At 62.4% G+C, this 26,556-nt stretch carries 26 protein-coding genes; 12 read left to right on the top strand and 14 right to left on the bottom strand.

Annotated elements, in window-relative coordinates:
• Positions 1-126 precede the first annotated feature (126 nt).
• Positions 127-648, bottom strand: a complete 522-nt coding sequence (locus ACHPFG_RS14295) for a GNAT family N-acetyltransferase (RefSeq protein ID WP_431703202.1) — start codon at positions 646-648, stop codon at positions 127-129.
• Between the two features lie 209 nt (positions 649-857).
• On the opposite strand from ACHPFG_RS14295, the gene proP reads away from it, so the two are divergent.
• A complete protein-coding gene (gene proP, locus ACHPFG_RS14290) occupies positions 858-2,360 on the top strand; it encodes a glycine betaine/L-proline transporter ProP (protein ID WP_431703200.1) in 1,503 nt (500 codons plus the stop codon).
• A 52-nt stretch (positions 2,361-2,412) separates the two neighbouring features.
• Positions 2,413-2,919 carry a GAF domain-containing protein gene (locus ACHPFG_RS14285; RefSeq protein ID WP_431703198.1) on the top strand — a complete coding sequence of 169 codons (507 nt, stop codon included), beginning with the start codon at positions 2,413-2,415 and terminating at the stop codon, positions 2,917-2,919.
• Here ACHPFG_RS14285 and ACHPFG_RS14280 read toward each other — a convergent pair.
• A complete protein-coding gene (locus ACHPFG_RS14280; RefSeq protein WP_431703196.1) occupies positions 2,894-3,817 on the bottom strand; it encodes an AraC family transcriptional regulator in 924 nt (307 codons plus the stop codon). The genes ACHPFG_RS14285 and ACHPFG_RS14280 overlap by 26 nt on opposite strands.
• Before the next feature lie 165 nt (positions 3,818-3,982).
• Here ACHPFG_RS14280 and ACHPFG_RS14275 point away from each other — a divergent pair, with 165 nt between their 5' ends.
• The gene (locus ACHPFG_RS14275) at positions 3,983-5,005 is read left to right on the top strand and encodes an alpha/beta hydrolase (protein ID WP_145337586.1); all 1,023 of its coding nucleotides are present in this window, start codon (positions 3,983-3,985) and stop codon (positions 5,003-5,005) included.
• A 476-nt stretch (positions 5,006-5,481) separates the two neighbouring features.
• A complete protein-coding gene (locus ACHPFG_RS14270) occupies positions 5,482-8,091 on the top strand; it encodes a bifunctional diguanylate cyclase/phosphodiesterase (RefSeq protein WP_431703194.1) in 2,610 nt (869 codons plus the stop codon).
• On the opposite strand, the gene ACHPFG_RS14265 is transcribed toward ACHPFG_RS14270, so the two are convergent.
• Positions 8,048-8,869: an AraC family transcriptional regulator gene (locus tag ACHPFG_RS14265; protein ID WP_167655851.1), complete on the bottom strand. Its 822-nt coding sequence runs from the start codon at positions 8,867-8,869 to the stop codon at positions 8,048-8,050. The two genes, ACHPFG_RS14270 and ACHPFG_RS14265, sit on opposite strands and share 44 nt — an antisense overlap.
• Before the next feature lie 97 nt (positions 8,870-8,966).
• Here ACHPFG_RS14265 and ACHPFG_RS14260 point away from each other — a divergent pair, with 97 nt between their 5' ends.
• Both ACHPFG_RS14260 and ACHPFG_RS14255 read left to right on the top strand, forming a co-directional pair.
• Positions 8,967-10,178, top strand: coding sequence for an MFS transporter (locus tag ACHPFG_RS14260; RefSeq protein ID WP_431703191.1), 1,212 nt, complete (start codon positions 8,967-8,969; stop codon positions 10,176-10,178).
• A 109-nt stretch (positions 10,179-10,287) separates the two neighbouring features.
• Positions 10,288-11,463 carry a GGDEF domain-containing protein gene (locus tag ACHPFG_RS14255; protein ID WP_431703189.1) on the top strand — a complete coding sequence of 392 codons (1,176 nt, stop codon included), beginning with the start codon at positions 10,288-10,290 and terminating at the stop codon, positions 11,461-11,463.
• Here the strand turns inward: ACHPFG_RS14255 and ACHPFG_RS14250 are convergent.
• Together ACHPFG_RS14250 and ACHPFG_RS14245 are read right to left on the bottom strand one after the other, a co-directional pair.
• Positions 11,445-11,888, bottom strand: a complete 444-nt coding sequence (locus ACHPFG_RS14250; protein WP_431703187.1) for an MAPEG family protein — start codon at positions 11,886-11,888, stop codon at positions 11,445-11,447. The two genes, ACHPFG_RS14255 and ACHPFG_RS14250, sit on opposite strands and share 19 nt — an antisense overlap.
• Entirely contained in the window at positions 11,881-12,186 is a 306-nt protein-coding gene (locus ACHPFG_RS14245; protein WP_145337582.1) for a DUF2834 domain-containing protein, read from the bottom strand. Before ACHPFG_RS14245 ends, ACHPFG_RS14250 begins: the two co-directional genes overlap by 8 nt.
• Before the next feature lie 83 nt (positions 12,187-12,269).
• Here ACHPFG_RS14245 and ACHPFG_RS14240 point away from each other — a divergent pair, with 83 nt between their 5' ends.
• Positions 12,270-13,055, top strand: coding sequence for a helix-turn-helix domain-containing protein (locus ACHPFG_RS14240; protein ID WP_431703185.1), 786 nt, complete (start codon positions 12,270-12,272; stop codon positions 13,053-13,055).
• Between the two features lie 56 nt (positions 13,056-13,111).
• On the top strand, positions 13,112-14,818 hold the full coding sequence (locus ACHPFG_RS14235; RefSeq protein ID WP_431703183.1) for an amidase: 1,707 nt from the start codon (positions 13,112-13,114) through the stop codon (positions 14,816-14,818).
• Positions 14,819-15,133: 315 nt separating this feature from the next.
• On the opposite strand, the gene ACHPFG_RS14230 is transcribed toward ACHPFG_RS14235, so the two are convergent.
• The 4 genes from ACHPFG_RS14230 to ACHPFG_RS14215 all read right to left on the bottom strand — a co-directional run bounded on the left by ACHPFG_RS14230 (position 15,134) and on the right by ACHPFG_RS14215 (position 17,753).
• Entirely contained in the window at positions 15,134-15,871 is a 738-nt protein-coding gene (locus tag ACHPFG_RS14230; RefSeq protein WP_431703181.1) for a CPBP family glutamic-type intramembrane protease, read from the bottom strand.
• The gene (locus ACHPFG_RS14225) at positions 15,871-16,341 is read right to left on the bottom strand and encodes a RidA family protein (RefSeq protein WP_431703179.1); all 471 of its coding nucleotides are present in this window, start codon (positions 16,339-16,341) and stop codon (positions 15,871-15,873) included. The genes ACHPFG_RS14230 and ACHPFG_RS14225 overlap by 1 nt, the downstream gene beginning before the upstream one ends.
• A complete protein-coding gene (locus ACHPFG_RS14220; protein ID WP_339542633.1) occupies positions 16,338-16,556 on the bottom strand; it encodes a DUF6434 domain-containing protein in 219 nt (72 codons plus the stop codon). Before ACHPFG_RS14220 ends, ACHPFG_RS14225 begins: the two co-directional genes overlap by 4 nt.
• A gap of 102 nt (positions 16,557-16,658) precedes the next feature.
• Complete coding sequence (locus ACHPFG_RS14215) at positions 16,659-17,753, bottom strand: SMP-30/gluconolactonase/LRE family protein (RefSeq protein WP_431703473.1); 1,095 nt, start codon at positions 17,751-17,753, stop codon at positions 16,659-16,661.
• Positions 17,754-17,975: 222 nt separating this feature from the next.
• Between ACHPFG_RS14215 and ACHPFG_RS14210 the strand changes: the two genes are divergently transcribed.
• Positions 17,976-18,404, top strand: coding sequence for a nuclear transport factor 2 family protein (locus ACHPFG_RS14210; protein ID WP_141155137.1), 429 nt, complete (start codon positions 17,976-17,978; stop codon positions 18,402-18,404).
• Between the two features lie 23 nt (positions 18,405-18,427).
• Here ACHPFG_RS14210 and ACHPFG_RS14205 read toward each other — a convergent pair whose 3' ends face one another.
• Complete coding sequence (locus ACHPFG_RS14205) at positions 18,428-19,753, bottom strand: PLP-dependent aminotransferase family protein (RefSeq protein ID WP_431703176.1); 1,326 nt, start codon at positions 19,751-19,753, stop codon at positions 18,428-18,430.
• Between the two features lie 89 nt (positions 19,754-19,842).
• Here ACHPFG_RS14205 and ACHPFG_RS14200 point away from each other — a divergent pair, with 89 nt between their 5' ends.
• The gene (locus ACHPFG_RS14200) at positions 19,843-20,733 is read left to right on the top strand and encodes a DMT family transporter (protein ID WP_431703174.1); all 891 of its coding nucleotides are present in this window, start codon (positions 19,843-19,845) and stop codon (positions 20,731-20,733) included.
• On the opposite strand, the gene ACHPFG_RS14195 is transcribed toward ACHPFG_RS14200, so the two are convergent.
• Complete coding sequence (locus ACHPFG_RS14195; RefSeq protein WP_431703172.1) at positions 20,730-21,296, bottom strand: YceI family protein; 567 nt, start codon at positions 21,294-21,296, stop codon at positions 20,730-20,732. The genes ACHPFG_RS14200 and ACHPFG_RS14195 overlap by 4 nt on opposite strands.
• Positions 21,297-21,387: 91 nt before the next feature.
• Here ACHPFG_RS14195 and yghX point away from each other — a divergent pair, with 91 nt between their 5' ends.
• Positions 21,388-22,275 (top strand): YghX family hydrolase, encoded by an 888-nt coding sequence (gene yghX / locus ACHPFG_RS14190; protein ID WP_131696077.1) that lies wholly within the window; start codon positions 21,388-21,390, stop codon positions 22,273-22,275.
• Positions 22,276-22,318: 43 nt separating this feature from the next.
• Here yghX and ACHPFG_RS14185 read toward each other — a convergent pair whose 3' ends face one another.
• Positions 22,319-23,239: a LysR family transcriptional regulator gene (locus ACHPFG_RS14185; protein WP_431703170.1), complete on the bottom strand. Its 921-nt coding sequence runs from the start codon at positions 23,237-23,239 to the stop codon at positions 22,319-22,321.
• Positions 23,240-23,366: 127 nt separating this feature from the next.
• Here ACHPFG_RS14185 and ampC point away from each other — a divergent pair, with 127 nt between their 5' ends.
• On the top strand, positions 23,367-24,521 hold the full coding sequence (gene ampC, locus ACHPFG_RS14180) for a class C beta-lactamase (RefSeq protein ID WP_431703168.1): 1,155 nt from the start codon (positions 23,367-23,369) through the stop codon (positions 24,519-24,521).
• A 110-nt stretch (positions 24,522-24,631) separates the two neighbouring features.
• Here the strand turns inward: ampC and dctM are convergent, their stop codons facing one another.
• Positions 24,632-25,912 carry a C4-dicarboxylate TRAP transporter large permease protein DctM gene (gene dctM, locus ACHPFG_RS14175; RefSeq protein ID WP_431703165.1) on the bottom strand — a complete coding sequence of 427 codons (1,281 nt, stop codon included), beginning with the start codon at positions 25,910-25,912 and terminating at the stop codon, positions 24,632-24,634.
• Positions 25,912-26,544 carry a TRAP transporter small permease gene (locus ACHPFG_RS14170; protein WP_027608529.1) on the bottom strand — a complete coding sequence of 211 codons (633 nt, stop codon included), beginning with the start codon at positions 26,542-26,544 and terminating at the stop codon, positions 25,912-25,914. Before ACHPFG_RS14170 ends, dctM begins: the two co-directional genes overlap by 1 nt.
• Positions 26,545-26,556: the final 12 nt, after the last annotated feature.

Here is a 26,556-nt window from a genome sequence, read left to right as displayed (position 1 = left end):
GACATATGTAACGTCATATGTCGTCGTACAACTGTGGCTTTTATATCGGGCTACCTACCCGCTGTCAATGTGAAAGATTGCGGCTTTTGTGGGCTATCACGCGGGTGCGAAAAGTGTCAGGTGCGGCTAGGTTGTAGGACGACAAACGCGCATGACCCGGCTCGGCGCTTTGCCGGGCACATCATCGAGCACACCGAACGGCTGCATGCCGACCTTCTCAAGCACGCGGATCGACGCCGCGTGGTCAGGGCGTACCAGGCCGAACACTTCCGGCAATCCGAGGGTGTCAAACGCCAGTGCCAGGGCATCGCGTGCCAACTCAGTGGCGTAGCCCTGCCCCCAGGCCTCCACCGCGAAGCGGTAGCCCAGGTTGATGCGCGGTTGCGTGAGGTAGTTGAGCGGCGCAATACCGCCGAAGCCGATGATGCAGTCCGGGGCTTGCTGATGGGCAATTGCCCACCAGCCATAGCCGTGGGTGGCCCACTGTGCGATCCACTGGTCGAGCAGGCGCTGGGCAGCGGACAGACTGGGCATGGGTCCCGAAGGATTAAAGAGGTTGGTCTGCGGGTCGCCGAAGATCGCGAACAATCGCTGTACGTCACCGGGTTGTGGTTGACGGTAGACAAGACGAGAGGCGGTGACGGGCATCGGGATAAGTCCTCTTTACAACGGTGGCAAGCCCGCTCGCCACAGGGTAGGTGCTCACCCCGAAAACCCAGGCGATTGCGGGCAAATTGCGCCCCAAGCAAAAAAACGAAAATAGTGGTGAATTATTTCATGTCCGCTTGTATCTGAACTGACAGAGCGGTGCCATTGCAACGATGGCACCTCCCCTGTTCTGTTTTAGAGTGGTCCGCATGAAATTACGTAAGAAAAGCGTCAAGCCCATCGGTTTGAAAGACATCACCATTGTCGACGATGCCAAGATGCGCAAGGCGATCACCGCCGCCGCACTGGGTAACGCCATGGAATGGTTCGACTTTGGTGTCTACGGGTTTGTCGCCTATGTATTGGGCAAGGTGTTCTTCCCCGACGCCTCCCCCAGCGTACAAATGATCGCGGCACTGGGTACCTTCTCCGTGCCGTTCCTGATTCGTCCCCTGGGCGGCCTGTTCTTCGGCGCGCTGGGCGATAAATACGGACGCCAGAAAGTCCTCGCCGCGACCATTGTGATCATGTCGCTGAGCACCTTCGCCATCGGCCTGATTCCCGGATACGCCTCCATCGGCATCTGGGCGCCGATCCTGTTACTGCTGTGCAAAATGGCCCAAGGCTTCTCGGTGGGCGGTGAATACACCGGCGCCTCGATCTTCGTCGCCGAATATGCGCCGGACCGTAAGCGCGGCTTCCTCGGCAGTTGGCTGGACTTCGGCTCCATCGCCGGTTTCGTGCTCGGTGCCGGCGTCGTGGTGCTGATCTCGAGCGTGCTGGGCGAAGCCGACTTCGAGGCCTGGGGCTGGCGCCTGCCGTTCTTCCTGGCCCTGCCCCTGGGCATGATCGGCCTCTACCTGCGCCATGCGCTGGAAGAAACCCCGGCGTTCCAACAGCATGTCGAAAAGCTCGAACAGGGAGACCGCGAAGGCCTGACCCATGGCCCGAGAGTGTCGTTCAAGGAGATCGCCACCAAGCACTGGCGCAGCCTGCTGACCTGCATCGGGATCGTCGCGGCCACCAACGTGACCTACTACATGCTGCTCACCTACATGCCGAGCTACCTGTCGCATAACCTGCACTACAAAGAAAACAGCGGCGTACTGATCATCATCGCGATCATGGTCGGCATGTTGTTCGTGCAGCCGTTCATCGGTTTTGTCAGCGACAAGATCGGCCGCAAGCCCTTCATCATCGCCGGCAGCATCGGCCTGCTGTTCCTATCCATTCCGGCATTCATGCTGATCACCAGCGGCAAGATCGGCCTGATCTTCGCCGGCTTGCTGATCCTGGCCATCGTGCTTAACTTCTTCATCGGCGTCATGGCCTCCACACTGCCGGCGATGTTCCCCACGCACCTGCGCTACAGCGCGTTGGCCAGTGCGTTCAACGTGTCGGTACTGATCGCCGGTGTCACCCCCACCGTCGTGGCCTGGCTGGTGGAGAGCACCAACGACCTGTACATGCCCGCCTACTACCTGATGGTGTTTGCGGTGGTCGGCCTGATCACCGGCCTGACCATGAAGGAAACCGCCAACAAACCCCTGCGCGGCGCAGCACCGGCGGCGTCGGATATGGCAGAAGCGAAGGAATTGCTGCAGGAGCATCACGACAATATCGAGCAGAAAATCGAAGACATCGATGCCGAGATTGCCGAACTGGAAGCCAAGCGCCAGAACCTGGTGCAGCAGCATCCGCGTATCAATTAAGACCTGACCAAGTGTGGCGGCAAGGGCCGCCACGCCAGTGGAGTGTTCAACCATGCTTCCAAGCTTCACCGCCGCACACGCGTTACTCAGCGCCGACGAACGTGCTGCCATCGCCGAAATCGAAGCCACCACCAGCATCCTGCAATTGGTCACCCGCCTGACGGGCATGCGCTTTGCCGGCATCGCCAAGTTCACTGACCTGGAATGGATTGTCTGTTCAGCGCACGACCCCTTCGACATGGGCATTCATGCCGATGACGTGCTCGACCTGGAAACCACCCTGTGCAGCGAGTTCTGCATCAACCCGCAGACCCTGTTTATCCCGCAGGTCAGCGCCAATGGCCGCTTTGCCACGCGCCCGGTGGTCAAGCAATACGCCATTGAGAGCTATGCCGGCGCGCCGATCTTCCTGCCTGACGGCCGCCTGTTCGGCGCACTGTGCGCGCTGGATTCCCGGGCGATGCTGTTTGACGACCCCAACCTGCCGGAAACCCTCAGCCTGTTTGCGCGGCTGATCGGCTGCATCTTCTACGCTAACTTGACGCCCGCGGATCAGTGACAGGCGCCTTGCCGCGCAGCGCGGCCATATCGCGCTTGGGCGGCACGCCAAACAACCGGCTGTACTCGCGGCTGAACTGCGACGGGCTTTCATAGCCGACCTTGAACGCCGCGCTGGACACGTCCCGGTGCTCGTTCAACATCAAGCGCCGCGCCTCGTTGAGGCGCAGCCACTTCTGATACTGCAACGGGCTCATCGCCGTGAGTTGACGAAAGTGATGGTGAAAGGTCGCCGCGCTCATCTGCACGCGCGCGGCCAGTTCTTCCACGCGCAGAGGCACGTCGTAATTGAGCTTGAGCCAATCGATCGCCCGCGCAATCCGATAACCCTGCCCGTCCACGGAACAGATCTGGCGCAATCGGCCGGCCTGGTCGCTCTGCAACAGCCGGAAGTGAATCTCGCGCTGGATCAAGGGCGCGAGCACCGGTATCGCTTCGGGCTCATCAAGCAATTCAACCAGGCGCGCAAATGACGCGAGCATGGCGCCGGTCACGACACCAATCCCCACGCCTTTCATCACCGCCCGCTCCCGCGTTGGCGGCAACGCCCCCTGGGCGATCAGTTCGGCGAGGATGCGCAGGTCCAGCTTGAAGGTCAGGCCCAGGCACGGGCGAGTCGGGCTGGCCACCAGCACTTCAGAATTGGCCGGTATATCCAGCGACGTGACCAGGAATCGTGCCGTGTCATACGGGTACCCCTCGCCGCCGACCCACAACCGCTTCTCACCCTGGGCAACCAGCACGATGCTCGGCTCGACCATGCACACCACGGGTGTCGCGGGCTGCTCACGCCGATAAAAGCCCAGGCCGGGGATGGGCATGGGGTAGTCGCCGGGTACGCAGCCCCTTGAGCCGATGGCGTGGACCAGCACGTCCAGGGGCGTTTGATTGATCTTCATAAAGGGCCCTTTTCTCTGATCGCTGGACTTTACCCCGACCGGCCCGCTTGCGTCCCCGGCAACCCGACAGACTCAGAGGATCAGGCAAGTAATCCAGTGGAACGCACTACAGAACCCTGGGCCACGCCGGGAAAATGTGCCGACCCCCTTCTCAAGGATCCATCCATGAAAAGCCTCTTGCTCACCCTGAGTCTGCTGGTGATTTCGTTCTCTTCTCTGGGAGCCGACATGTCCAACGGTGCAAACAACTTCTACACAAGCGACAAGGTGACCGTCGAAAAAGTCACCTTCAACAATCAATACGGCATGCCGGTGGCGGGCAACCTGTTCGTGCCCAAACAGCTCGCCCCGGCCTCGAAAAATGCCGCGCTGATCGTCGGCCACCCGATGGGGGCCGTCAAAGAACAGAGCGCCAACCTCTACGCCACCAAAATGGCCGAACAGGGCTTTGTCACCTTGTCGCTGGACCTGTCGTTCTGGGGCGAAAGCGCAGGCCAGCCGCGCAATGCGGTGCTACCCGACCTCTACGCCGAAGACTTCAGCGCCGCCGTGGACTTCCTCGGCACCCGGCCGCTGGTCGATCGTGAGCGCATCGGCGTGATCGGCATCTGCGGCAGCGGCAGCTTTGCCATCGCGGCGGCCAAGATCGACCCACGCCTCAAGGCCATCGCCACGGTCAGCATGTACGACATGGGCGCCGCCAACCGCAACGGCCTCAAGCACGGCATGACAGCGGAGCAACGCCGGCAGGTGCTGGTGCAGGCGGCCAACCAGCGTTACGTGGAATTCCAGGGCGGCGAGACCCTCTACACCAGCGGCACGCCGCTCAAGCTGACCGGCAACCCGATTGGCGATGAGTTTTTCGATTTCTACCGCACACCGCGAGGCGAAGTCACACCGGCCGGCGCCTCGCCGCAGACCACCACCATGCCCACGCTGACCAGCAACGTGAAGTTCATGAACTTCTACCCGTTCAACGACATCGAGACGATTTCGCCTCGCCCGCTGTTGCTGATTGCCGGTGCCGATGCGCACTCCCGCGAGTTCAGCGAAGACGCCTACAACCGGGCCGCCGAGCCCAAGGAGCTGGTGATCATCCCGAATGCCGGCCATGTGGACCTCTACGACCGGGTCAACCTGATCCCCTTCGCCAAGCTCACCAGTTTCTTTAAAAGCAACTTGAAGTGATCTCGATAAATCCTCACGCGCCCCGCTGGGCATAGGTTCAACGCTGAACGCCCAGCAGATAGGACTGTTGTGGCGAGCGGGCTTCTCCCGCGTTGGGGTGCGAAGCGCCCCTGATGAAGACGAATGCGGTGTATCAGACACTTCTCTGAGCCTGGTTTTGGGGCTGCTACGCAGCCCAACGCGGGGCAAGCCCGCTCGCCACCGGAATGCGGTCGCCTGAAATTGCTTATGCAAGACTCAAGACGTTAGGGTGAAATTTTAAACCTTCAAATTAGTAAGTCATTTTAAGTTTGATAAGAGCTTGCTCCCCCCACTGGCCGCCGACCTGGGCAGATGCCGGAGTGGAGCGAGTACGGCGACAGCGTTCCGGTGAAGCCAAACCCTCGGGGGCGCACGGCGCTGAAGCGCTAATTATTTTGCCCAGACAGCCGATACCCAGGCATATCCCCTACTTGCAGCGACGTCCTGCGGGAAATATGCCGAACTCTCTCGCCCCCATTGTGCGCAAGCTCTCCAATCGCACCAGCCTGTCGCTGGCACGTACATCGCTGTTCAATTTCGTGGCGTTGCTGGCCCTGGTCTTTGCAGCCGCCGCCTACTCCCTGGTGTACCTTGCGCACGAACTGGACCATTCCGAACAGGAGGAAAGCGCGTTCTATACCCGCAAAGCCATGCAGTCCCTGGAAAAATCCCTGCGGGTGACCGTCAAGGACTACGCCTTCTGGAGCGATGCCTACAAGCATCTGCACATGAAGATGGACACCGATTGGGCCTACGCGCGCGGCAACGTCGGCGCCACGCTGTATCAGGACTTCGGTTTCCAAGGCCTGTTTGTGGTCAACAACGATAATCGAACGGTTTACTCGGTGATCAAGGGCGAGCTGCAAAACATCGAGCTCTCGCAGTGGCTCGACCAACCCTTGACCGAGATTATCGAGCAGGCGCGTGCCGGGGCTGAAAACGAAACACCGGTCACGGCGTTCATCAATGTACGCGGCAGCCCGGCACTGGTGGCCGCCGCCGCGATCACGCCCGGCACCGATCCCTCGGTAGAGCCCGATGGCCGGCCTGCCTCGGTGTTGATCTTCGTCGACGTCCTCAACAGCGCCAAGCTGAGTGCAATCGGCGCTGACTTCGGCGTGGGCAAGCTGCATGTGGCCACGCCCGACGACATCGGCAAGACCCTGGTTTTCCCTCTGGGCGATAACGGCGCGGCCGGCAGCCTGCATTGGGAACCTGCGCGACCCGGCCTGCGCTTGATGAGCGTAGGCTTGCCGCTGCTGGGGCTGGCCGCGCTGCTGGTGTGCCTGATGACCTGGGTGATTCTGCGCCGCGCCACTGCCGCCGCCCTCGCCCTGGATGCCAGCCACACCTCACTGCTGGACAGCCAGAACGCCCTGGCCACCAGCGAAGCACGCTTTCGCGATGTGGTGGAGGCGAGTTCCGACTGGGTCTGGGAAATCGATGCCGGTTGGCGTTTTACCTACCTGTCGGAACGTTTCGAAAACGTCACCGGCCTGGCCCGGCAAGCCTGGCTCGGGGCCGCGATGAGCGACCTGCTGGACACCGAAGCCGACCTGCTGTCGCAATGGCTGAGCACCCCGGGTCGGCGCGTGGACGTCAGTGTGCAGTGCCGCTATATAGATGCCCAGGGACAGGAGCGCACCACCCGGCTGTCGGCGCGGGAAATGCCCTGCGGCGGGTTTCGCGGCACGGCCACCGACGTGACTGAAGAAGTCGAAGCACGTCGGCGCATCGAGTACCTGTCTCAACACGACGCCCTGACCGGGCTGCCCAACCGCACACGCCTGCAGGCGTTTCTGGACGGCAAACTCAAGGCCCTGCCCAGCGCCGAGCAGCCGCTGGTGATGCTCAGCCTCGACCTGGACCGCTTCAAGCCGGTCAATGACCTGCTCGGCCACGCCGCCGGTGACCGGGTGCTCAATCAAGTGTCCGGCCGCCTGGCCGCCTGCGTGCGCCACGGTGACCTGGTGGCACGTATCGGCGGCGATGAGTTTGTGCTGATCATCAGCGACGCCGGCAGCCAGGAGGAAGTCGAAAGCCTGTGCCTGCGCTTGATCGAGTCCATCGAGCAGGCAATCAGAATCGACGAACAAGAGGTGTTTATCAGCGCCAGTATCGGCATTGCCATCGCGCCCACCGATGCCCGCGATGCCACCGAACTGCTGCGCTACGCCGATATCGCGCTGTATGAGGCCAAGGCGGCCGGGCGCAATACCTGGCGCTTTTACTCCGGGGAAATGAATACGCGGATCATCGAACGGCGGCGCCTGGAGAGCGATCTGCGCTTTGCGATCAAGCACGCTGAACTGCGCCTGCACTTTCAGCCGCGCTATCGCATCGCCGACGGGCAGATGGTCGGGGCCGAAGCGCTGGTGCGCTGGCAGCATCCGGTACGCGGGCTGATCGCCCCGGACACGTTTATTCCGATTGCCGAAGAATCAGGGTTGATTCTGTCGCTGAGTGACTGGGTACTGGAAACCGCTTGCGCGTGCGCGGCGCAGTGGCCGGACACGCTGTTCGTCTCGGTGAACCTGTCACCCACCGAGTTCAAGCGCGGCAATCTGGTGGAGCGCGTGCGCCACGCCCTGGACACCTCGGGTATCGACGCTGCGCGCCTTGAGGTGGAAATGACCGAAAGTGTCATGCTCGAGGACGCCGTCGGTGCACTTGAGGTGATGCGCACGCTCAAGCAACTGGGCATCCGCATTGCCATGGATGACTTCGGTACCGGCTATTCGTCCCTCAGCTACCTGCGTGCGTTCCCGTTCGACGGCTTGAAAATCGACCGCAGCTTCCTGACCCGGCTGGAGGAAAGCGAGGATGACAAGGCGATTATCCAAGCCATTGTCGGCTTGGGCCGTGCCCTTGCCCTGACGGTAACGGCCGAAGGCATTGAAACCGCTGAACACCTGGCCATGCTCAAAAGCGTGGCGTGTGAGGAAGGCCAAGGCTACTTCCTCAGCCGACCGCTGGATATCGACGCATTCAACAGCTTGCTGGACGACTACTGCGCCGACGTCAGCGGAAAAAATGACTCGGGGTCTTGCCAAACTGTTTCTTGAACATGCTAGTAAACGCACTGGGGCTTTCGTAGCCCAGCTCCAGGGCCACATCGATAATCTTCTGCCCCACCGCGATACGCTCCAATGCCAGCAGCAGCCGCGCCTGCTGGCGCCATTGGCCGAAGGTCATGCCGGTATCCTTGCGGAACAGGCGCTGGATGGTTTTCTGGTCGAGCGCCAGGCGCTCGCTCCAATCCGCCACGGTGGAGGCATCGCCCGGGTCATCCTGCCACGCCAGGCAGATCTGGTTGATTCGCGGGTCGGCCGGCTGCGGCAGCGACAGCGGCAAAGCCGGCAACAGCGCGAGTTCGTCGAGGATCAGGTGCATGATCCGCGCATCGCGGGAGTCTTCGGCATAGGGCGGTTTCAAGCTCACGGAGGCCTTGATCAGTTCGCTCAGCAACGGCGAAATACTCACCGCCTTGGTCTCGGTCGGCAGGTTGGGGAAGCTGTCGGGGCGTACAAACACGCTGCGCATTTTCAGGGCGCCCACGCAGCGCAGGGAGTGCACGTGCCCGCAGGGCATCCAGAAGCCGCGATTGGGCGGCACCGTCCATTGGTTGTGTGCCGAATGCACTACCATCACGCCTTCGGTGGCGTAGAGTAATTGATGCTTTTCGTGGCTGTGCTCGGGTATCACCCAGTTTTCCGGATAATCGGTGGCCGAACTGATGACAGCCCAGTCGCCCTCATCGATCTCCTGCAAAAATTTATCCAGTGATTTGATCATTTCGCCCTTTTTACGATGGTTGCCTCCCGAATTACGCGAGACAGGCATTTTTGCCGAATCTAGCATAAGCTCTGAAACAAATTGAAATGGGCAGCCGGCTTAAGTACTTGCTGCCCCTGTTCACTGCCTTGTATGGAATGCCTGCATGTCGACCTTGACCGCATCACCTGCCGCCACCTCGAGTCCGCCTCAAGTAAGCCCGTTAGTCATGCGCATCCTCGGCGCCTGTGCCCTGGCGCACCTGATCAATGACCTGATCCAGGCCGTATTGCCGTCGATCTACCCGATGCTCAAGGCCAATTACGGGCTGAGCTTTACCCAGGTCGGCCTGATCACCCTGACCTTCCAACTGACCGCGTCCCTGCTGCAACCCTGGATCGGCTACCACACCGACCGGCATCCCAAGCCGTGGCTGCTGCCGGCAGGCATGGTCTGCACCCTGGCCGGCATCCTGATGCTGGCGTTTGTCGGCAGCTTCCCGGCAATCCTGCTGGCGGCAGCCCTGGTGGGCGTCGGCTCGTCGACCTTCCACCCGGAAACCTCGCGCGTCGCGCGCCTGGCCTCCGGCGGGCGCTACGGCCTGGCGCAATCGACCTTCCAGGTCGGTGGCAACGCCGGCAGCGCGTTGGGGCCGTTGCTCGCGGCGGCGATCATCATTCCCTATGGCCAGGGCAACATCGCCTGGTTCGGGCTGTTTGCCGTGTTCGCGATTATGGTGCTGTATGGCTTGAGCCGCTGGTACCGCAACCACCTCAACCTGTTCAAGCTCAAGCAAGGCGGCAAAGCCACCCACGGCTTGTCCAAAGGCCGCGTGACGTTTGCCCTGGTGGTGCTGGCGGTGCTGGTGTTCTCCAAATACTTCTACATGACCAGCCTGACCAGCTACTTCACGTTTTACCTGATTGAAAAATTCCACCTGTCGGTATCGAGTTCCCAGATGTACCTGTTCCTGTTCCTCGGGGCGGTGGCCGTGGGCACCTTCGCGGGCGGGCCGATCGGCGACAGGATCGGGCGCAAGAAAGTCATCTGGTTCTCGATCCTCGGCGCCGCGCCGTTCACCCTGGCCCTGCCCTACGTCGACCTGTTCTGGACCGCCGTGCTCAGCGTGGTGATCGGTTTTGTCCTCGCCTCGGCGTTCTCGGCCATCGTGGTATTTGCCCAGGAACTGGTGCCGGGCAATGTCGGCATGATCGCCGGGATCTTTTTCGGCCTGATGTTCGGCTTCAGCGGTATCGGCGCGGCGCTGCTCGGCCTGCTCGCCGACAGCCACGGCATTGAGTACGTCTACACACTGTGCTCATTCCTGCCGCTGGTGGGCATCCTGACGATACTGCTGCCGTCGACCAAAGGCGTCTAGACCGCCGATTATCGGATGGCTGTATGCCATTATCCTTTGTGCTCTGAAAAACCTGCGTGTGCGCTTACAATCCCGGTCTAAACGCACACCCAGGCAGACCCGGCACGAAATGACGCTCGACCCTCCCACGATTTTGACACTCACCGTTGCCCTGGCCGCCGCTGCCGCCCTGTACCTGGCTATCGAATGGCGCAGCGTGCGCGAACCGTCGCTGCTGTTCTGGAGCGCCGGTTTTGCCACCATCACCGTCGGCTCCACCCTGGCCCTGCTGCGCATCAATGGCTATTTGCTCATCGGCATCTGGTTTGCCAACGGCTTGCTGGTGAGCGCGCACATCCTGTTTTTGCTCGGTGTCGCGCGCTTTACCCACGTGCGCCTGTCACCACTGTGGCTGCTGATGCTGGCCGTGTGGCTGGGCATGCTGATGTTGCCGACCGACCTGCCGTGGTCCAAGGCCATGCTCGGCGTGCAGTCGCTGCTTGTGGCACTGCCGACCTTGCGTGCGAGTTTCCTGCTGCGGCCCCACGGCCGGTCATTGAGCATCGGCGCGGTGCAACTGCGTTATGTGCTGCTGGTCCACGGGAGTTTCTACGTGGCCAAGGCGCTGTCGGTGATGATCCCCGGCACCTTGATCGACCTTGCGGCGTTCAAGGGCGAGATCATCCAGGTGTCCCTGGTGGAAGGCGCGATGGCGATCATGCTGATTGCGCTGTCGATGACCGGTTCCGAACGCTACCGTCGCGAACAGCAGATCGCCCGCCTCGCCGCCCGCGACCCGCTCACCGCCCTCTACAACCGTCGCGCCCTCGACCTGCGCGCCCCGCGCCTGCTGGCCCAGGTGTCGGCGCAACAACCGGGCGCCCTGCTGCTGATCGACATCGACAACTTCAAGTCGGTCAACGACCTCCACGGCCATACCGCCGGCGACCGCGTGCTGATCGCCTTGAGCGAGATGATTCGCGCAGTCGTGCCCCGAGGCGCGCTGGCTGCACGTTTGGGCGGTGATGAGTTTGTGATCCTGCTCAACCCGGCCTCGACCGAGCAGATCGTCGAACTGGGCAGCAGCCTGCGCGAGCAGTTTCAGCAACTGGCCGCGCAGACGTTCGCCACGCCCGCGCCGGTGACCCTGAGCATCGGCGCTACCCTGTTCGACCAGCCGCCGGCCAGCCTCGCGGCGCTGATCGAACAGGGGGACACCACGCTGTATGAGTCCAAGCGTGGCGGGCGGGATAGCATTCGGTTGGTGGATCGGACGGGGTCTGGTTCCTACAGCGAAAGGTCGTAATTGACCGCCACACTGCACCCCGTCATCGCGCCCAGCCCGAACAGGCACGCCACCCCCAGCCCATACGCCAGGGTGCGCCACGGCTGCCATCCCGCCAGATACATCAGCGTATGGGCCATCCGCGCCAGGGTGAAACCGCCGAACAACCAGGCTGTGGGCGCACCGGCAGTGCCCAGCGCCACACACAACCCGCCGAGCACGAAGAACAACGGGATATTCTCCAGGTCATTGGCCCAGGCCCTGGACGCCCGACTCACCTGGGGTAACTCCACGGGATGTGCAGCACGCTTGAAGACCGCCGCATCTTCGCGGTTGGTGAAGGCCAGCCCGCGAAGCCGGAAAAAACCCTGATAGCAGGGAATGCCAAACATCTTCAGGCACAGCACCAGCACGCACAGGGCGTAGATGTTCAACAGCTCATTCATCCCGAAATCCCTTCAGCACGATGTAGAGCAACGGCCCCACCGAGACGAACACCGCCGTCAGCAAGAAGTACGGCAGCACCGACGCCAGCGACCGTCCCCGCGACCGTGCATCCCGGTACATCCACACACAGGCCAGCACGGCCATCAGGTACAGGTCGGTTACTACCTGCGCGGTGTCCGGGCGCGATATCAACTCTCGTCCGAAGGCCAGCAACGATTGCTCGGCCGTGAGCAGCGTGAACAGGGTGTACAGCGAAAAGCCCAGCAGAGCGGCGAGTGCCAGATAAGGTTTGTGCATGGTCTGTTCCTTGACGTGATCGAGGCCCACCCTAGTGATAAGGTTGCCCCCCTCGCAATGACCTCGGAGGTCATCGTCACGCCATGGATACCCCCGCTACTGCCGGCGAACACTTGCGCCAGCTACGCCGACAGGCTGGCCTGAGCCAACTTGACCTGGCCCTGATCACCGGCGTTTCCCAGCGCCACCTCAGTTGCCTCGAAACCGGCCGCGCCAAGCCGAGCCCAGGTACGTTGCAGCACCTGCTAACCGCACTGGAAACACCGCTGGAGCAGTGCAACCGCGTGTTCCTCGCCGCCGGCTTCGCGCCCCGCTACACCGCTACTCCGCTCGCCGCACCGGCCATGGCTGCGATTCGCGAGGCGGTCAGCCATGTACTGCACGCCAACAACCCGGCCCCGGCGATCCTGCTCGGCAGCCACTGGGAAGTACTGGCGGCGAATGCCAGTACTGGTGTGCTGTTGGGGCTGGTGGGGATCAAGCCGCCAATGGAAAGCCTGAACCTGCTGACCACCCTGCTGCAACCCGGTGGCCTGGGCGACCACCTGATCAACGCCGAAGAAATCCGCACCCTGGCCTGGCAGCGGGCAAGCCGCGAGGCGTTGGGCAATCCGGTATTGGCCGCGTTACTGGCGAGCTTGCCCGCCCCCGCCCACGCTGCGCCGCCCGCTGAAATGCCGCCGCTGGTGGTGACCCGCCTGCACTCCAGTCGGGGCGAACTGAGCTTCCTGTCCACCTTCACCACCTTTGGCATGCCCCAGGACATCACTCTCACCTCCCTGCGCATCGAACATCTGATTCCCGCGGACGACGCCACCTGGCAGGTGATGCGTGCCGCCTATGGGGAAAATGCCGCACTGGTTTTGTGAAATATCTGTACGTAGACTGCCGCCATACCTCAACTTAAGGCGGCGAAGAAAACGTCATGCAAGTTACCGAAGTCTCCATTGCCCAATTGCGCGCGGCGCTCGAATCCGGCCAGACCACGGCCGTTGAACTGGTGCACGCTTACCTTGCGCGGATCGATGCCTACGACGGCCCGCAGACCGCTACCGCACTCAACGCCGTCGTCGTGCGTAACCCCGACGCCCTGAAGGAAGCCGAGGCCTCCGATGCACGCCGGGCCAAGGGCGCAACCTTGGGGCCACTGGATGGCATTCCCTACACCGCCAAGGACAGCTACCTGGTCAAGGGGCTGACAGCCGCCTCCGGCAGTCCGGCGTTCGCCAACCTTGTCGCCCAGCGCGATGCGTTCACCATCGAGCGCCTGCGCGCCGGTGGCGCCATCTGCCTGGGCAAGACCAACATGCCGCCGATGGCCAATGGCGGCATGCAGCGCGGCGTGTATGGCCGCGCGGAAAGCCCGTATAACGCCGACTACCTCACCGCGCCGTTCGCCTCCGGTTCATCCAACGGTGCCGGCACCGCCACCGCCGCCAGCTTTGCCGCCTTCGGCCTGGCGGAAGAAACCTGGTCCAGCGGCCGTGGCCCGGCGTCCAACAACGGCCTGTGCGCCTACACCCCGTCCCGTGGGGTGATTTCGGTGCGCGGCAACTGGCCGTTGACCCCGACCATGGACGTGGTGGTGCCCTACGCCCGCACCATGGCCGACTTGCTGGAAGTACTCGACGTGGTGGTGGCCGACGACCCGGACACCCGTGGCGACCTGTGGCGCCTGCAGCCGTGGGTGCCGATCCCCGACGTCGCCTCGGTGCGCCCGGCGTCCTACGCTGAACTGGCGGTCAACACTGAAGCCTTGGCCGGCAAACGCTTCGGCGTGCCGCGCATGTACATCAATGCCGACCCCGAGGCCGGCACCAGCGAAAAGCCCGGCATCGGCGGCCCGACCGGGCAGAAGATCAACACCCGTGCCAGCGTGATCAACTTATGGAAAGACGCCCGCCGGGCGTTGGAAGCCGCCGGCGCCGAAGTCGTCGAGGTGGATTTCCCGCTGGTGTCCAACTGCGAAGGCGACCGCCCCGGCGCGCCGACCGTGTTTACCCGTGGCCTGGTGTCCAGGGAATTCCTGCACGATGAACTGTGGGAACTGTCGGCCTGGGCCTTCGATGATTTCCTGCGCGCCAACAACGACCCGGCCCTGAACCGCCTGGCCGATGTGGACGGGCCGAAGATCTTCCCCCACGACCCCGGCACCTTGCCCAACCGTGAAGACGACCTCGCGGCCGGCATGGACGAATACGTGCGCATGGCCGAGCGCGGCATCACCCCATGGAACGAGATCAGCACCGTCCCCGATGGCCTGCGTGGCCTTGAGCAAACCCGGCGGATCGACCTGGAAGACTGGATGGATGGCCTCGGCCTTGACGCGGTGCTGTTCCCGACCGTGGCCGATGTGGGCCCGGCGGATGCCGATGTGAACGAAGCCAGTGCCGATATCGCGTGGAGCAATGGTATATGGGTGGCCAACGGCAACCTCGCCATCCGCCATCTGGGCGTGCCTACCGTTACCGTGCCCATGGGCGTGATGGCGGATATCGGCATGCCGGTCGGGCTGACCTTTGCCGGGCGGGCCTATGAGGATTCGGCATTGCTGCGGTTTGCGGCGGCGTATGAAGCCACCGGCAGCAAACGCCTGATCCCGCCGCGCACGCCGCCGCTGGCGACAAACTAACTGGCTCAATGCCGTTCAACTGTGGGAGGGGGCTTGCTCCCGATGAGGGAGTGTCAGTTGATGCATCTGTGGCTGAACTACTGCCATCGGGAGCAAGCCCCCTCCCACATTTGGATCTGCATATATCAGGTAGATCTCGGTCTGCTTTTGCTCTGGCTTTTGCAGTCTTCGAGCCGACCGGAGTTGTGACTGGTGTACTCGGTTAAGTGTGGGAGGGGGCTTGCTCCCGATGAGGGAGTGTCAGTTGATGCATCTGTGGCTGACCCACTGCAATCGGGAGCAAGCCCCCTCCCACAGTTCTAACCGCATTTCAAGTCAGGCCATATAGGGCACGGCAATCAGCAGGATTACCGTGCCATGGCAGGCCGTCGCAGCCAACACGCCATGACGCATGCGCACCAGCGCGCAGGCCAGCCCTTCGATCAGGGTAAACAGCAACACCGGCCAGCCCAGTTGGGTCACGCTCAAGGCCAGGAAGGCATGGCAGGCGGCAAACGCCACGCCACTGATCAGCGCCGCTCGCAGCGGTGTCACCTGCTGTTCCAGGTAGCCCTGCAAAAACCCGCGAAACAACACTTCCTCCAGCGCATTGGCGCCATAGGCCAACACCACCATGCCCGGCAGCCACACCCAGTAGCCGGGGATCGCGTGCGGCTCTATCCCTTGATAGAGCCGCAACGGCACACCGATCAGGCAACCGACCGCAAGCCCGACCGCCAGGCCCAGGGCGCGGTGGCCCCTGGTCCATACCACCAGGCGCCACAACTCCGGCGCCACCTGGGCTAACCCTACGACCAGCAGCACCGATAGGCCGCCCAGCGCCGCCAAGACAAAGGTATTCGCGGTGAAGGCGATTTGCACCTCGTCACTGAGCGCCCACATGCCCAAGGGCGTCATCGCATCGCGCATCAGCACGAACGCCGCGAGCAGTATCAGGATGCGTATGGCCGGCAGCGACTTGGGCATCAACCCGAACCACAGGCCAAACAGCAACACGCCCGGCGCCAGGTGCAGGCCGTAGTTGAGCAGTACCACCATGCCTTGGCTGACCATCAGTCGTGCGTGACCGCGATCATGTCGATCTCCACCGCCGCCGACTTCGGCAACTGCATCACCCCCACCGACGTGCGCGTATGCACCCCGGCACTGCCGAGGATCTCGTGCAACAGGTCGGACGCGCCGTTGGCCACTTCACTCTGCTGATCGAAGTCCTCGGCGCTGCGCACATACACGGTGATGCGCGGGATGGCCTTGATCCGGTCCAGCGAACCGAGCGCTTGCTTGAGCAGGCCCAGGCAGCGCAATGCACTGATGCCGGCAGCGATTTGTGCCTGGGCCAGGGTCAAGGTGTCACCGACTTTACCCGGCAGCATGATCGTGTCGCCGACGCGAGGGATCTGCCCGCTGATGTACAGGTGGTTGCCGTCGCGCACCAGCGGCGTGTAGTTGCCGCCGACTTTGAACTCATCCAATTGATAGCCAAGGCGTTGTTGCACGGCCTGGTATTTTTCATCCGGTGTCATGCTCGGGAGTCCTCGTTGCGACGCTGCCACTCATCCACCACGTCGCCCATCGTCTTGGGTGTTGGGTTGCGAATCCAGGCCATGAAAGGCCGGTCGAACTTGAACCCCGCGCCGCAGTGCTCACGCATGAAACGGCGTACGTTCTGGGTGTTTTTGTAGTGTGAAGTGACAGGCGTGCTGCGGGTGATGGGGGCGCTGTGCCAATCGAAGTCCATTTGCGTAACGCTCTGATGTTTCGGGAGCACGCAGCATAGCGCTAAATGGCCACTGTGAACGCCGGTAAACCGACGCTGACAGTGGATCTTTTTCAGCGCCTATCAGGCGAAATCCGCCCCTCGGGTATTGACGAACAACGCGTAGATCGAATGGCTGCCGGCCATGAACAGGCGGTTGCCTTCGCGGCCGCCAAAGCACAGGTTGGGGCAGCGTTCCGGCAGCGAGACATGCCCGATGGCCTTGCCCTGGGGATTGAATACGCGCACGCCGTCGAGCTTCTCCAGGTCGGCCTTGGGGTCGCCATTGCCGCCCCAGCCGCACCAGAGATTGCCGCTCTCGTCGCACTTGATGCCGTCCAGCGCTGCGTATTCAAAGCCTTCGATATGCTTGCGCCGCTCGCCCAGGGTGCCGTCTTCCTTGACGTCAATAGCCCAGATCAGCCGATTGGGCTTGGCCCGCCCTTCCACCACGTAGAGGGTCCTTTCATCCGGCGCAAAGCACAGGCCGTTGGGACCGTTGAGATCGTCGATCACCCGCGTGACCTTGCCGCTTTCAGCGTCGATGCGGTACACGCCATGGGGTTGGGTGGGGGTGATCTTGTGGCCTTCGTAGTTGTTGCCGGTCTGGAATGGCGGGTCGCTGAACCACACCGAACCATCGCGCTTGCACACGATGTCGTTGGGCGAGTTGAAGGGCTTGCCGTCAAAGCTGTCCGCCAGCACGGTGATGCGGCCGTTATGCTCGGTGCGGGTAATACGCCGCCCCTCGCCAGAGGTGGTCGAACCTTCGCACACCAGCAGGCGACCCTGACGATCGCGGCACATGCCGTTGGAGAAGTTGGCGTTTTCGCGGTACACCGACAGGCTGTCGGTCACCTCATCCCAACGCACGATGCGGTTGTTGGGGATATCACTGAGCAGCAGGTAGCGGCCATCGCCGATCCACACCGGCCCCTCGGCCCAGCGCAGGCCGGTCGCCAGGCGCTCAACGCTGGCATTGAACAGGCGCAGCTCGAGGAAACTGTCGTCGAGCACCTTGATCAGCGGGTCTGGATAACGCTGACTCAACGGCTCGGCAGCGTCTGCCAGGCGAGGCAGGTTGCCCAGCACCGCCACCGACGCGGAAACCGCCAGGGATCGCTTGAGAAAGCCCCGGCGGCTGTGTTCGGGCCGGGCAGGCGAAGGGGGAAAATTTATAGGTATCTCCGTTATTTTATTGTTAGACGGGAGACTAGTTTTAACCTGTGATGAGACATCGTACAAGATTGAAAATCTCATCCTACCCTTACAATCCAAGGCACTGCTCAAATATTCTAAATTTTACTTTCCAAACCCCCTGCGACTATTGCAATGTTGTACGACGACACAATCGGTAACGTGTTACCCGTACACCTCCCCAACAACAATAAGGAAACACCCATGCAAAACGTCAAAGTGCTGATCGGTTTTCTGTGCCTGTTCAGCGGGTATGTGAGCGCCGCCCCCGCCGCCGACAAAGACGTCGCCCAAGCGGTCGACCACCTCACCCAGGCCATGCTGCATAAAGACCTCAAGCAGCTCCAGAGCTTGACCGCCGAGAACCTCACCTACGGCCACTCAAGCGGCAAGATCCAGAACAAGCAGGAATTCATCGCCGACATCGAGACCGGACGCAGCGGCTTCAAGACCCTCGAAATGCAGAAACAGACCATCACCTTGAGCGGCGATACCGCCCTGGTACGCAACCACTTCTCCGCCCTGGCGGTGAACAGTGGCAAAGAAGTGCCGACCGAAATCGAGAACTTCCAGATCTGGCAGAAGCAGAAAGGCCACTGGCTGCTGATCGGTCGCCAGGCGTTTAAATTCTGATGGCTAGCGGTGAGCCATCGGGCTCACCACTGCACCACCTTGCGCACCTTCACCAACGCCTCGCGCAGCGCCGGCATATCCACCGAGCCCAAGGCCAGGCGCAACGCGTGGGGCACGTGGGCCGAAACGGCGAAGGGCTCGGCGGTGGAGACGGAAATGCCGTCGCGCTGCAAGGTCATGGCGACTTGATCGGCGCGGGCCTCTTCCGCCAGGGGCAGCCACAAGAAATACGATGACGGGTGGCTGGTGTAGGCCACCCCCTTGAGCACCTGCGCCGCCAAGGCTTGCCGCGCCCGCGCATCCTGGCGCTTGTGTGCTTCGAGTTGCGCCACCGTGCCATCCTCTATCCAGGCGACTGCAATCGCACTCATCACCCCCGGTACGTTCCAGGTGGTGGCCATGATGGTGCGCTCCAGGGCCTTCACCCAATCCGAAGGCGCGGCGATAAACCCGACGCGCAGGCCGGTCGCGACACTTTTGGACAGCCCGCCCACGTAGACCGTGCGCTCCGGCGCCAATCTCGCCACGGGCAGCGGCGCGTCCTCGGCCAGGAACGCGTAGGCCGCATCCTCGATGATCATCAGGTTGTGCTGACGGGCAATCGCCACCAACTGCTCACGCTGCGTCAGGCTCAGCACCCAGCCCAACGGGTTATGCAGGGTCGGCATGCTGTACACGGCACGCACCGGGCGCTTGCGACACAGGCTTTGCAGGTGATCCAGGTCCGGACCGTCGGCGGTGACCGGGATGGCGACGATCTCCAGGTGCAGCGTCTCGGCCAGCACCTTGAACCCCGAATACGTCAAGGCGTCGACGGCGATCACATCACCGGGCTTGAGCAAGGCCATCATGGTCACGGCCAACCCGTGCTGGGCGCCGCTGACCACCAGCACCTGTTCGGCCTCGACCGTCAGCCCTCGGCTCAACAGATGCCGCGCGACGGCGGCGCGCTCATGCAGGCGTCCGGCGTGGGGCTGGTAACGCAACAGCGCTTCAAGGTCGCCGGACAGCGCCAACTGGCGCAATGCGGTGCGCAGCAAGTCGGCCTGGCCCGGCAAGGACGGGTAGTTGAAATTGAGATCGAGCATGCCCGCCGCCACACTCATCTGCCCGCTGCCCTGCCCCGGCGGCAGCGAGATTTCGCGCACAAAGGTGCCCCGGCCTGTCTCGCCACTGACCAGACCCATGGCCTCCAGCTCGGCGTACACCCGGCTGGCGGTGACCAGCGCCAGGCCATGCTCGGCGGCCAACTGGCGGTGGGTCGGCAGCCGTGTGCCGGGGGGCATGCTGCCTGAGCGAATGGCCTCGGCGAAGCTGTCGACCAACGACTTGTAGCGGGCGCGGGGCATAAGCGATGTATCCATGACAATTTTTTGATTGTCTTTATCTTCGACCCTAGGATGCCTCCCACGCAACTCATCCTTTTCGGGCGCCCCTCATGGAACGTACTTCTCCCCTCAGCACCCTGGATACCCGCACTCAAGGCTGGATCAACGGCTTCATCGGCGTGGTGATCTTCAGCGGCTCGTTGCCGGCCACGCGCCTGGCGGTGATGGAATTCGACCCGGTGTTCCTCACCCTGATCCGCGCTGCCATTGCCGGCCTGCTGGGGCTGGCCTTGCTGTGGCTGTTCAAGGAAAAACGCCCCGCGCGCCATCAATGGATGCCCCTGGCCATCGTCGCCCTTGGCGTGGTGATCGGTTTCCCCCTGCTCACTGCGCTGGCGCTGCAATACGTGACCTCCGCACACTCCATCGTCTTTATCGGCCTGCTGCCGCTGGCGACCGCCGTGTTTGCTGTACTGCGCGGCGGCGAGCGTCCGCGCCCGGTGTTCTGGCTGTTTTCGATCCTCGGCAGTGCGCTGGTGATGGGGTACGCCTTTGCCCAAGGCGTGAGCGCCGCACCGGCAGGTGACGTGCTGATGCTGCTGGCAGTGCTGGTGTGCGGCCTGGGGTATGCCGAAGGCGCCAAATTGTCACGCAGCCTGGGCGGCTGGCAGGTGATCTGCTGGGCGCTGGTAGTGTCGTTGCCGGTGGTGGTGCCGTTGAGCCTGGTGCTGGCGCCGTCAAGCGTCAGCGGCATCAGCCTGCCGGCCTGGCTGAGCCTGGGCTATGTGTCGCTGTTCAGCATGCTGATCGGCTTTGTGTTCTGGTACCGCGGCCTGGCCCAGGGTGGCATTGCCGCTGTCGGCCAGTTGCAACTGCTGCAACCTTTCTTCGGCCTGGCGCTGGCAGCGGGCTTGCTGCATGAACAGGTCAGCCTGGGCATGCTGCTGGTGACGATTGCGGTGATCGGCTGCGTGGCCGGGGCCAAACGGTTCGCGCGCTAACGCTGGGGCGCGACCATCTTGAACTTGATGTTGATGTCGTCGGACACCACGCTGTTGCCGGCCCATTCGCCTTCACCGATCCTGAAGTCGCCGCGCTTGAGGATGAACTCACCGTCGAACACGCCAATGCCATCCAGCTCCTTGAGCACTACGTTGACCGCCACCGGGCGCGTGGTGCCCTTGATCGTCAGGTTGCCGCTGATGTTGAAGCGGTTATCCCCCAGGGCCGTGACGCCGGTGGACTCATACACGCCCACCGGATAGGTCGCGGTATCGAACCAGGAGGCCCGTTGCAGCTCGTCGTTCGCATCGGGGCTGCCGGCATCGATACTCGCCAGCTGGATCTTGAGCAAGGCATGGCCGGTTTCGGGCTTTTGCGTGTCAAAGCCCAGCGTGCCTTCAAAGTCGCCGAAGGTGCCATACACCCGCTGCCCCAACTGCGTATAGGTAAAGCTGATCTGGCTGGCGGTGCGGTTGACGTCCGTGTACTCCGCCGCCTGGGCGCTGGGCAAATAACCGAGGACAAGCGCCAATACAGCCGCCGGGACAATTCGATTGTTCATGCAACGCTCCGCAACAGAAAAAACGGCCCAATGTCCGATAACAATGATCCTGGTCTACATTAAATGCCATCGCCCAAAAAGGACCGAACCGATGACTCGTCTCACCGCGAAAGACTTTGCCCCCGAACTGCTGGAACTCTACGACGGCTATGCCCACGGCAAGATCAACCGCCGCGAATTTCTCGACCGCGCCGCGCTGTTCACCTTTGGCGGCCTCACCGCGTCGGCCCTGCTGGCGGCCCTAAGCCCCAACTATGCCCTGGCCGAACAGGTGAAATTCACCGACCCGGACATCGTCGCCGACTACATCACCTACCCCTCGCCCAAGGGCAACGGCACCGTGCGTGGCTACCTGGTGCGCCCGGCCAAGGCCGCCGGCAAGCTGCCGGCCGTGGTGGTGGTTCACGAAAACCGGGGCCTCAACCCCTACATCGAAGACGTCGCCCGGCGTCTGGCCAAAGCCGGGTTTATCGCCCTCGCGCCGGACGGCCTGAGCTCGGTGGGCGGCTATCCCGGCAACGATGAAAAAGGTGTGGCGCTGCAACAGACAGTCGACCCGACCAAGCTGATGAACGACTTCTTCGCCGCCATCGAATGGCTGATGCACCACGACAGCAGCACCGGCAAGGTCGGCATCACCGGCTTCTGCTATGGCGGCGGCGTGACCAATGCGGCGGCGGTGGCTTACCCGGAACTGGGCGCGGCGGTGTCGTTCTACGGGCGCCAGCCGCAAGACAAGGACGTGCCGCGCATCAAGGCGCCGATCATGCTGCATTTCGGCGAGCTGGATACGCGGATCAACGAAGGGTGGCCGGCGTATGAAAAGGCCCTGAAGGCTGCCGGCACGACTTATGAAGCGTATATCTACAAGGGGGCCAACCATGGTTTCCATAACGATTCGACACCGCGTTATGACGAGGCGGCGGCGAATCTGGCGTGGGAAAGGACGCTGGGCTGGTTCCGTAAATACCTGGCCTGAATGCAGTCAACATGTGGGAGGGGCTTGCCCTGATGCCTGTCAGTTAAGGAGTAGAAAGTTTGATAAGGGCTTGCCCCCTCCCACAGTGATCGTTCCCACACTCCTCCAGCAACCAGTCCTTGAATGCCAGCATCGCCGAGGTCTCGGCCCGCGACTGCAAACGCGTCAGCCAGTAGCTGCCGGTGCTGATGCCGACGTCGAAGGGCTTGCGAATCACATCACTCTCCAGTTGCCGCGAGAACATCATCGCCGGCGCCAGCGCCACGCCGCTGCCTTGCAGTGCCGCCTCCATCATCGCCAGCGACGAGTCGAACACGATGCTGCGCGGTACCAGGGTGTCGGCGGGCAACCCGGCAGCCTGAAGCCATAGGCTCCACTCATCCGCGCGGTAGGAGCGCAGCAGCGTGTGTTTCAACAGGTCGGCCGGCGTGTGCAACTGCTCGGCGAGTGACGGCACACACAGTACCGTCAGCGGCGCGTCCAGCAATTCCACCGCATCCGTGCCGTGCCAGGCACCTGAACCGAAACGAATCGCGTAATCCAGGCCTTCGGCCGCCACGTCGACACGGTTGTTGTGGGTGGACAGGCGCAGGTCGATGAACGGGAAGCGGCTCTGGAAGTCCGGCAGACGTGGCAGCAGCCAGCCGACGGCGAAGGTGCCAACCGCTCCTACCGTGAGCACCTCACGGTAATGCCCGCCCTCGAATTGGCCTAAGGTATGGGCAATGCGGTCGAACGATTCGCGCACGACCGGCAGCAGGGTTTCACCTTCGCGGGTGAGCATCAGCCCGCGCGGCAGGCGCTTGAACAAGGTGACAGTGAGCTGCGCCTCCAGGCTCTTGACCTGATGGCTGACCGCCGCCTGGGTCACGCACAACTCGATGGCAGCGCGGGTAAAGCTCAAATGCCGGGCGGCCGCTTCGAATGCGCGCAAGGCGTTCAACGGTAAATGGGAGCGGAGCATATCGACCCTAATATTTCTAATGGCTGCTGCGAGTTATCATCGTTTGCCCAGGGCTGGCGAACTGCCTACATTTGCCTCGCCCGCGCAGGCTCTTCATTCAATCGATCATTCTCATGGAAGCGTTATCATGCCCCAACATTTATTGTCTGGCGTGCGTAATTTCACCGCCCTCGCGGTCTTTATCGCCGCCGGCAACTGCCTGGCCGCCACCGATCTGCAGGCGGTGGTGGATGCCAATGTAAAACCGCTGATGCAGCAGCAGTCGATTAACGGCGTGGTGGTCGGCGTGGTGCGGGACGGCAAGGCGCAATACTTTAACTACGGCGTCGCGGCCACCGACACCCGCCAGCCGGTCAGCGAAAACACCCTGTTCGAAGTCGGCTCGGTGAGCAAAACCTTCACCGCCACTCTGGCCGGTTATGCCGTGGCCACCGGCGCACTCAAGCTTTCCGACCCGGCCAGCCACTACCTGCCGGCACTGGGCGGCGGCAAGTTCGACCACATCAGCGTGCTTAACCTCGGCACGTACACCGCAGGCGGCTTGCCCCTGCAGTTCCCCGCTCAGGCGGATAACAGCCAGCGCATGATCAGCTACTTCCAGCACTGGAAACCCGACTTCGCTCCTGGCACCCGGCGCCTGTATTCCAACCCGAGCCTGGGGTTGTTCGGCTACCTGGCGGCGCAGAGCCTGAAGCAGCCGTTCGATCAGGTGATGGAGAAAACCCTGTTGCCCGCCCTCGGGCTCAAGCACACCTTCATCAAAGTGCCGCAGAGCCAGATGAGCCTGTACGCCCAGGGCTATGGCAAAGATGGCAAACCTGTGCGCGTCGGCCCCGGCGCCATGGACAGCGAGGCCTACGGCATCAAGACCAGCGCTGCGGACTTGCTGAAGTACGTTGACGTGAACATGCACCCGGCGAATCTGGATAAAACCTTGCAGCAGGCGATTACCGTGACTCACACGGGTTACTACAGCGTGGACGGCATGACCCAGGGCCTGGGTTGGGAAATGTACCCCTACCCCATCCAGCTCGATGCGTTGATTGCCGGCAACTCCACACCCATGGCAATGGAGCCGCACACCGTCGACTGGCTGATGCCACCGCAAGCGCCCCACACCGACATCCTGGTGAATAAAACCGGTTCCACCAATGGGTTTGGCGCCTACGTGGCGTATGTGCCGAGCAAAGGTTTGGGCGTGGTGATATTGGCGAACAAGAACTACCCGAATGCCGAACGGGTAAAAGTCGCCCACGCGATCTTGAGTGCGATGGACCAATAGAGCCGGACGCAAAACCAATGTGGGAGGGGCAAGCCCCAATGCCAGTCAGTTAAGGCACTTTGTAGGAGCGAGCAAGCTCGCTCCTACAGTGAATCACTTGTTGAGCCGCGTTACATCCCCAGCCAGTGCGGCAAGGCCAGCGAGATAAACGGCAAGTACGTGACCATGATCAGGAACACCAACAGGATCATCAACCACGGCAACGCCGCACGAATGGTCTGCCCCAGCGTCAACCCGGTCACTGCCGAGGTCACGAACAGGTTCAGCCCCACCGGTGGGTGCACCAAGCCGATTTCCATGTTGACCACCATCACGATGCCCAGGTGAATCGGGTCGATGCCCAGCTTCATGGCGATCGGGAAGAAGATCGGCGCCAGGATCAGCACGATGGCCGAAGGCTCCATGAAGCTGCCTGCGATCAGCAGCACCACGTTGACCATGATCAAGAAACCGATCGGCGTGAGGCCTTCCGACAACACCCACTCGGTGATTTCCTGGGGGATCTGCTCGGTGGTCAGCACATGGGCGAAGAGCATGGCATTGGCGATGATAAACATCAGCATGATCGCCAGGCGCCCGGACTCCAGCAGCACCTTGGGGCAGTCGCGCAGCTTCATGTCCTTGTAGACGAACAACGCCACAAAGGCCGAGTACACCGCCGCCACCGCCGCCGCTTCGGTGGGGGTGAACATGCCGCTGTAAATGCCGCCGAGGATGATCACCAGCAGCAACAGGCCCCAGAATGCGCGGCGCGCACAGCTCAACCATTCACGAAACGTCGCCCGTGGCTGGGCCGGCAGCTTCTTGATGCGCGCGACGATGTAGATCGCCACCATCAGCATCAGGCCCAGCAGCAAGCCAGGAATCACCCCGGCCATGAACAGCTTGCCCACCGAGGTTTCCGTCGCCGCCGAGTACACCACCATCACGATCGACGGCGGAATCAGGATGCCCAGGGTGCCGGCGTTGCAGATGATCCCCGCGCCGAATTCCTTCGGGTACCCGGAACGCACCATGCCCGCCACGGCAATCGAACCCACCGCCGCCACAGTCGCCGGGGATGAGCCGGACAGCGCCGCGAACAGCATGCACGCCAGCACCGCCGCAATCGCCAGGCCGCCACGGATATGCCCGACACAGGCGTTGGCAAAGTCGATCAGCCGCTGCGCCACGCCGCCGGTGGTCATGAACGCGCCGGAGAGCAGGAAGAACGGGATCGCCAGGAAGGTGTAGGCGTCGGAGGTTTCGAACAGCTTGATGGCCAGGGAACTGACCGAGTCCGGGCTGAACATCAGGATCGATACCGCTCCCGACAAACCCAGCGCAATGGCAATCGGCACGCCGAGGAACATGAACACGAACAACAGCAGGAACAGACAGAGCACGGCCATCAGTGACGCTCCCCATGGCTGCCGGCCAACTTGCTGGCCTCACCGGCCTCGTCGGCCAGCCCCAACCCGACCTGACGGCGGGTAAAGATGCGGTAGAAGATCTCCAGGTAGCGGATAAACACCAGGGCAAAACCGATGGGCACGATGATCACGATGTCACCCACGTCGATGCCGAACTTGTCGAGGTCTTCGGCGCCGATATGGGCGGTCATCACCGCGCTGACCCACTTGTAGCTGGCGACCATGAACAGCCCGGCATACGCCAGGCAGCACAGGCAGGCGAGCATGCCCAGCACGCGCTGCACCGGACGCCTGGTCAGCTTGACCAGCGCGTCCACCCCCAGGTGTCCGGCGGTGCGCACGCCATAGGAAATGCCGAAGAAAATCAGCCAGCCGAACATGGCCTTGGTCAGCGCCACGCTCCAGGTCATGTCCTGGGCCCAGGTCATGGTGCCGTCACCCAGGGCGCTGAAGAAGTTGCTGCTGAAGGCCCACTTGTCGGCCAGGGCAAAGAACAGCGTGTAGATGTTGTTGAGCATGACGTAGACGAATGTCACCAGGGTCATGGCGGCCAGCAGGAAGGCAATAAAACCTTCCTCCAGGTGCTCCCAGACGCGCCTTAGCGTTTGCATGGCAAAACCTCG

This window comes from Pseudomonas sp. BR20, assembly GCF_050780135.1.
Lineage (GTDB): Bacteria > Pseudomonadota > Gammaproteobacteria > Pseudomonadales > Pseudomonadaceae > Aquipseudomonas.
This window is presented reverse-complemented; position numbering and strand designations above follow the sequence as displayed.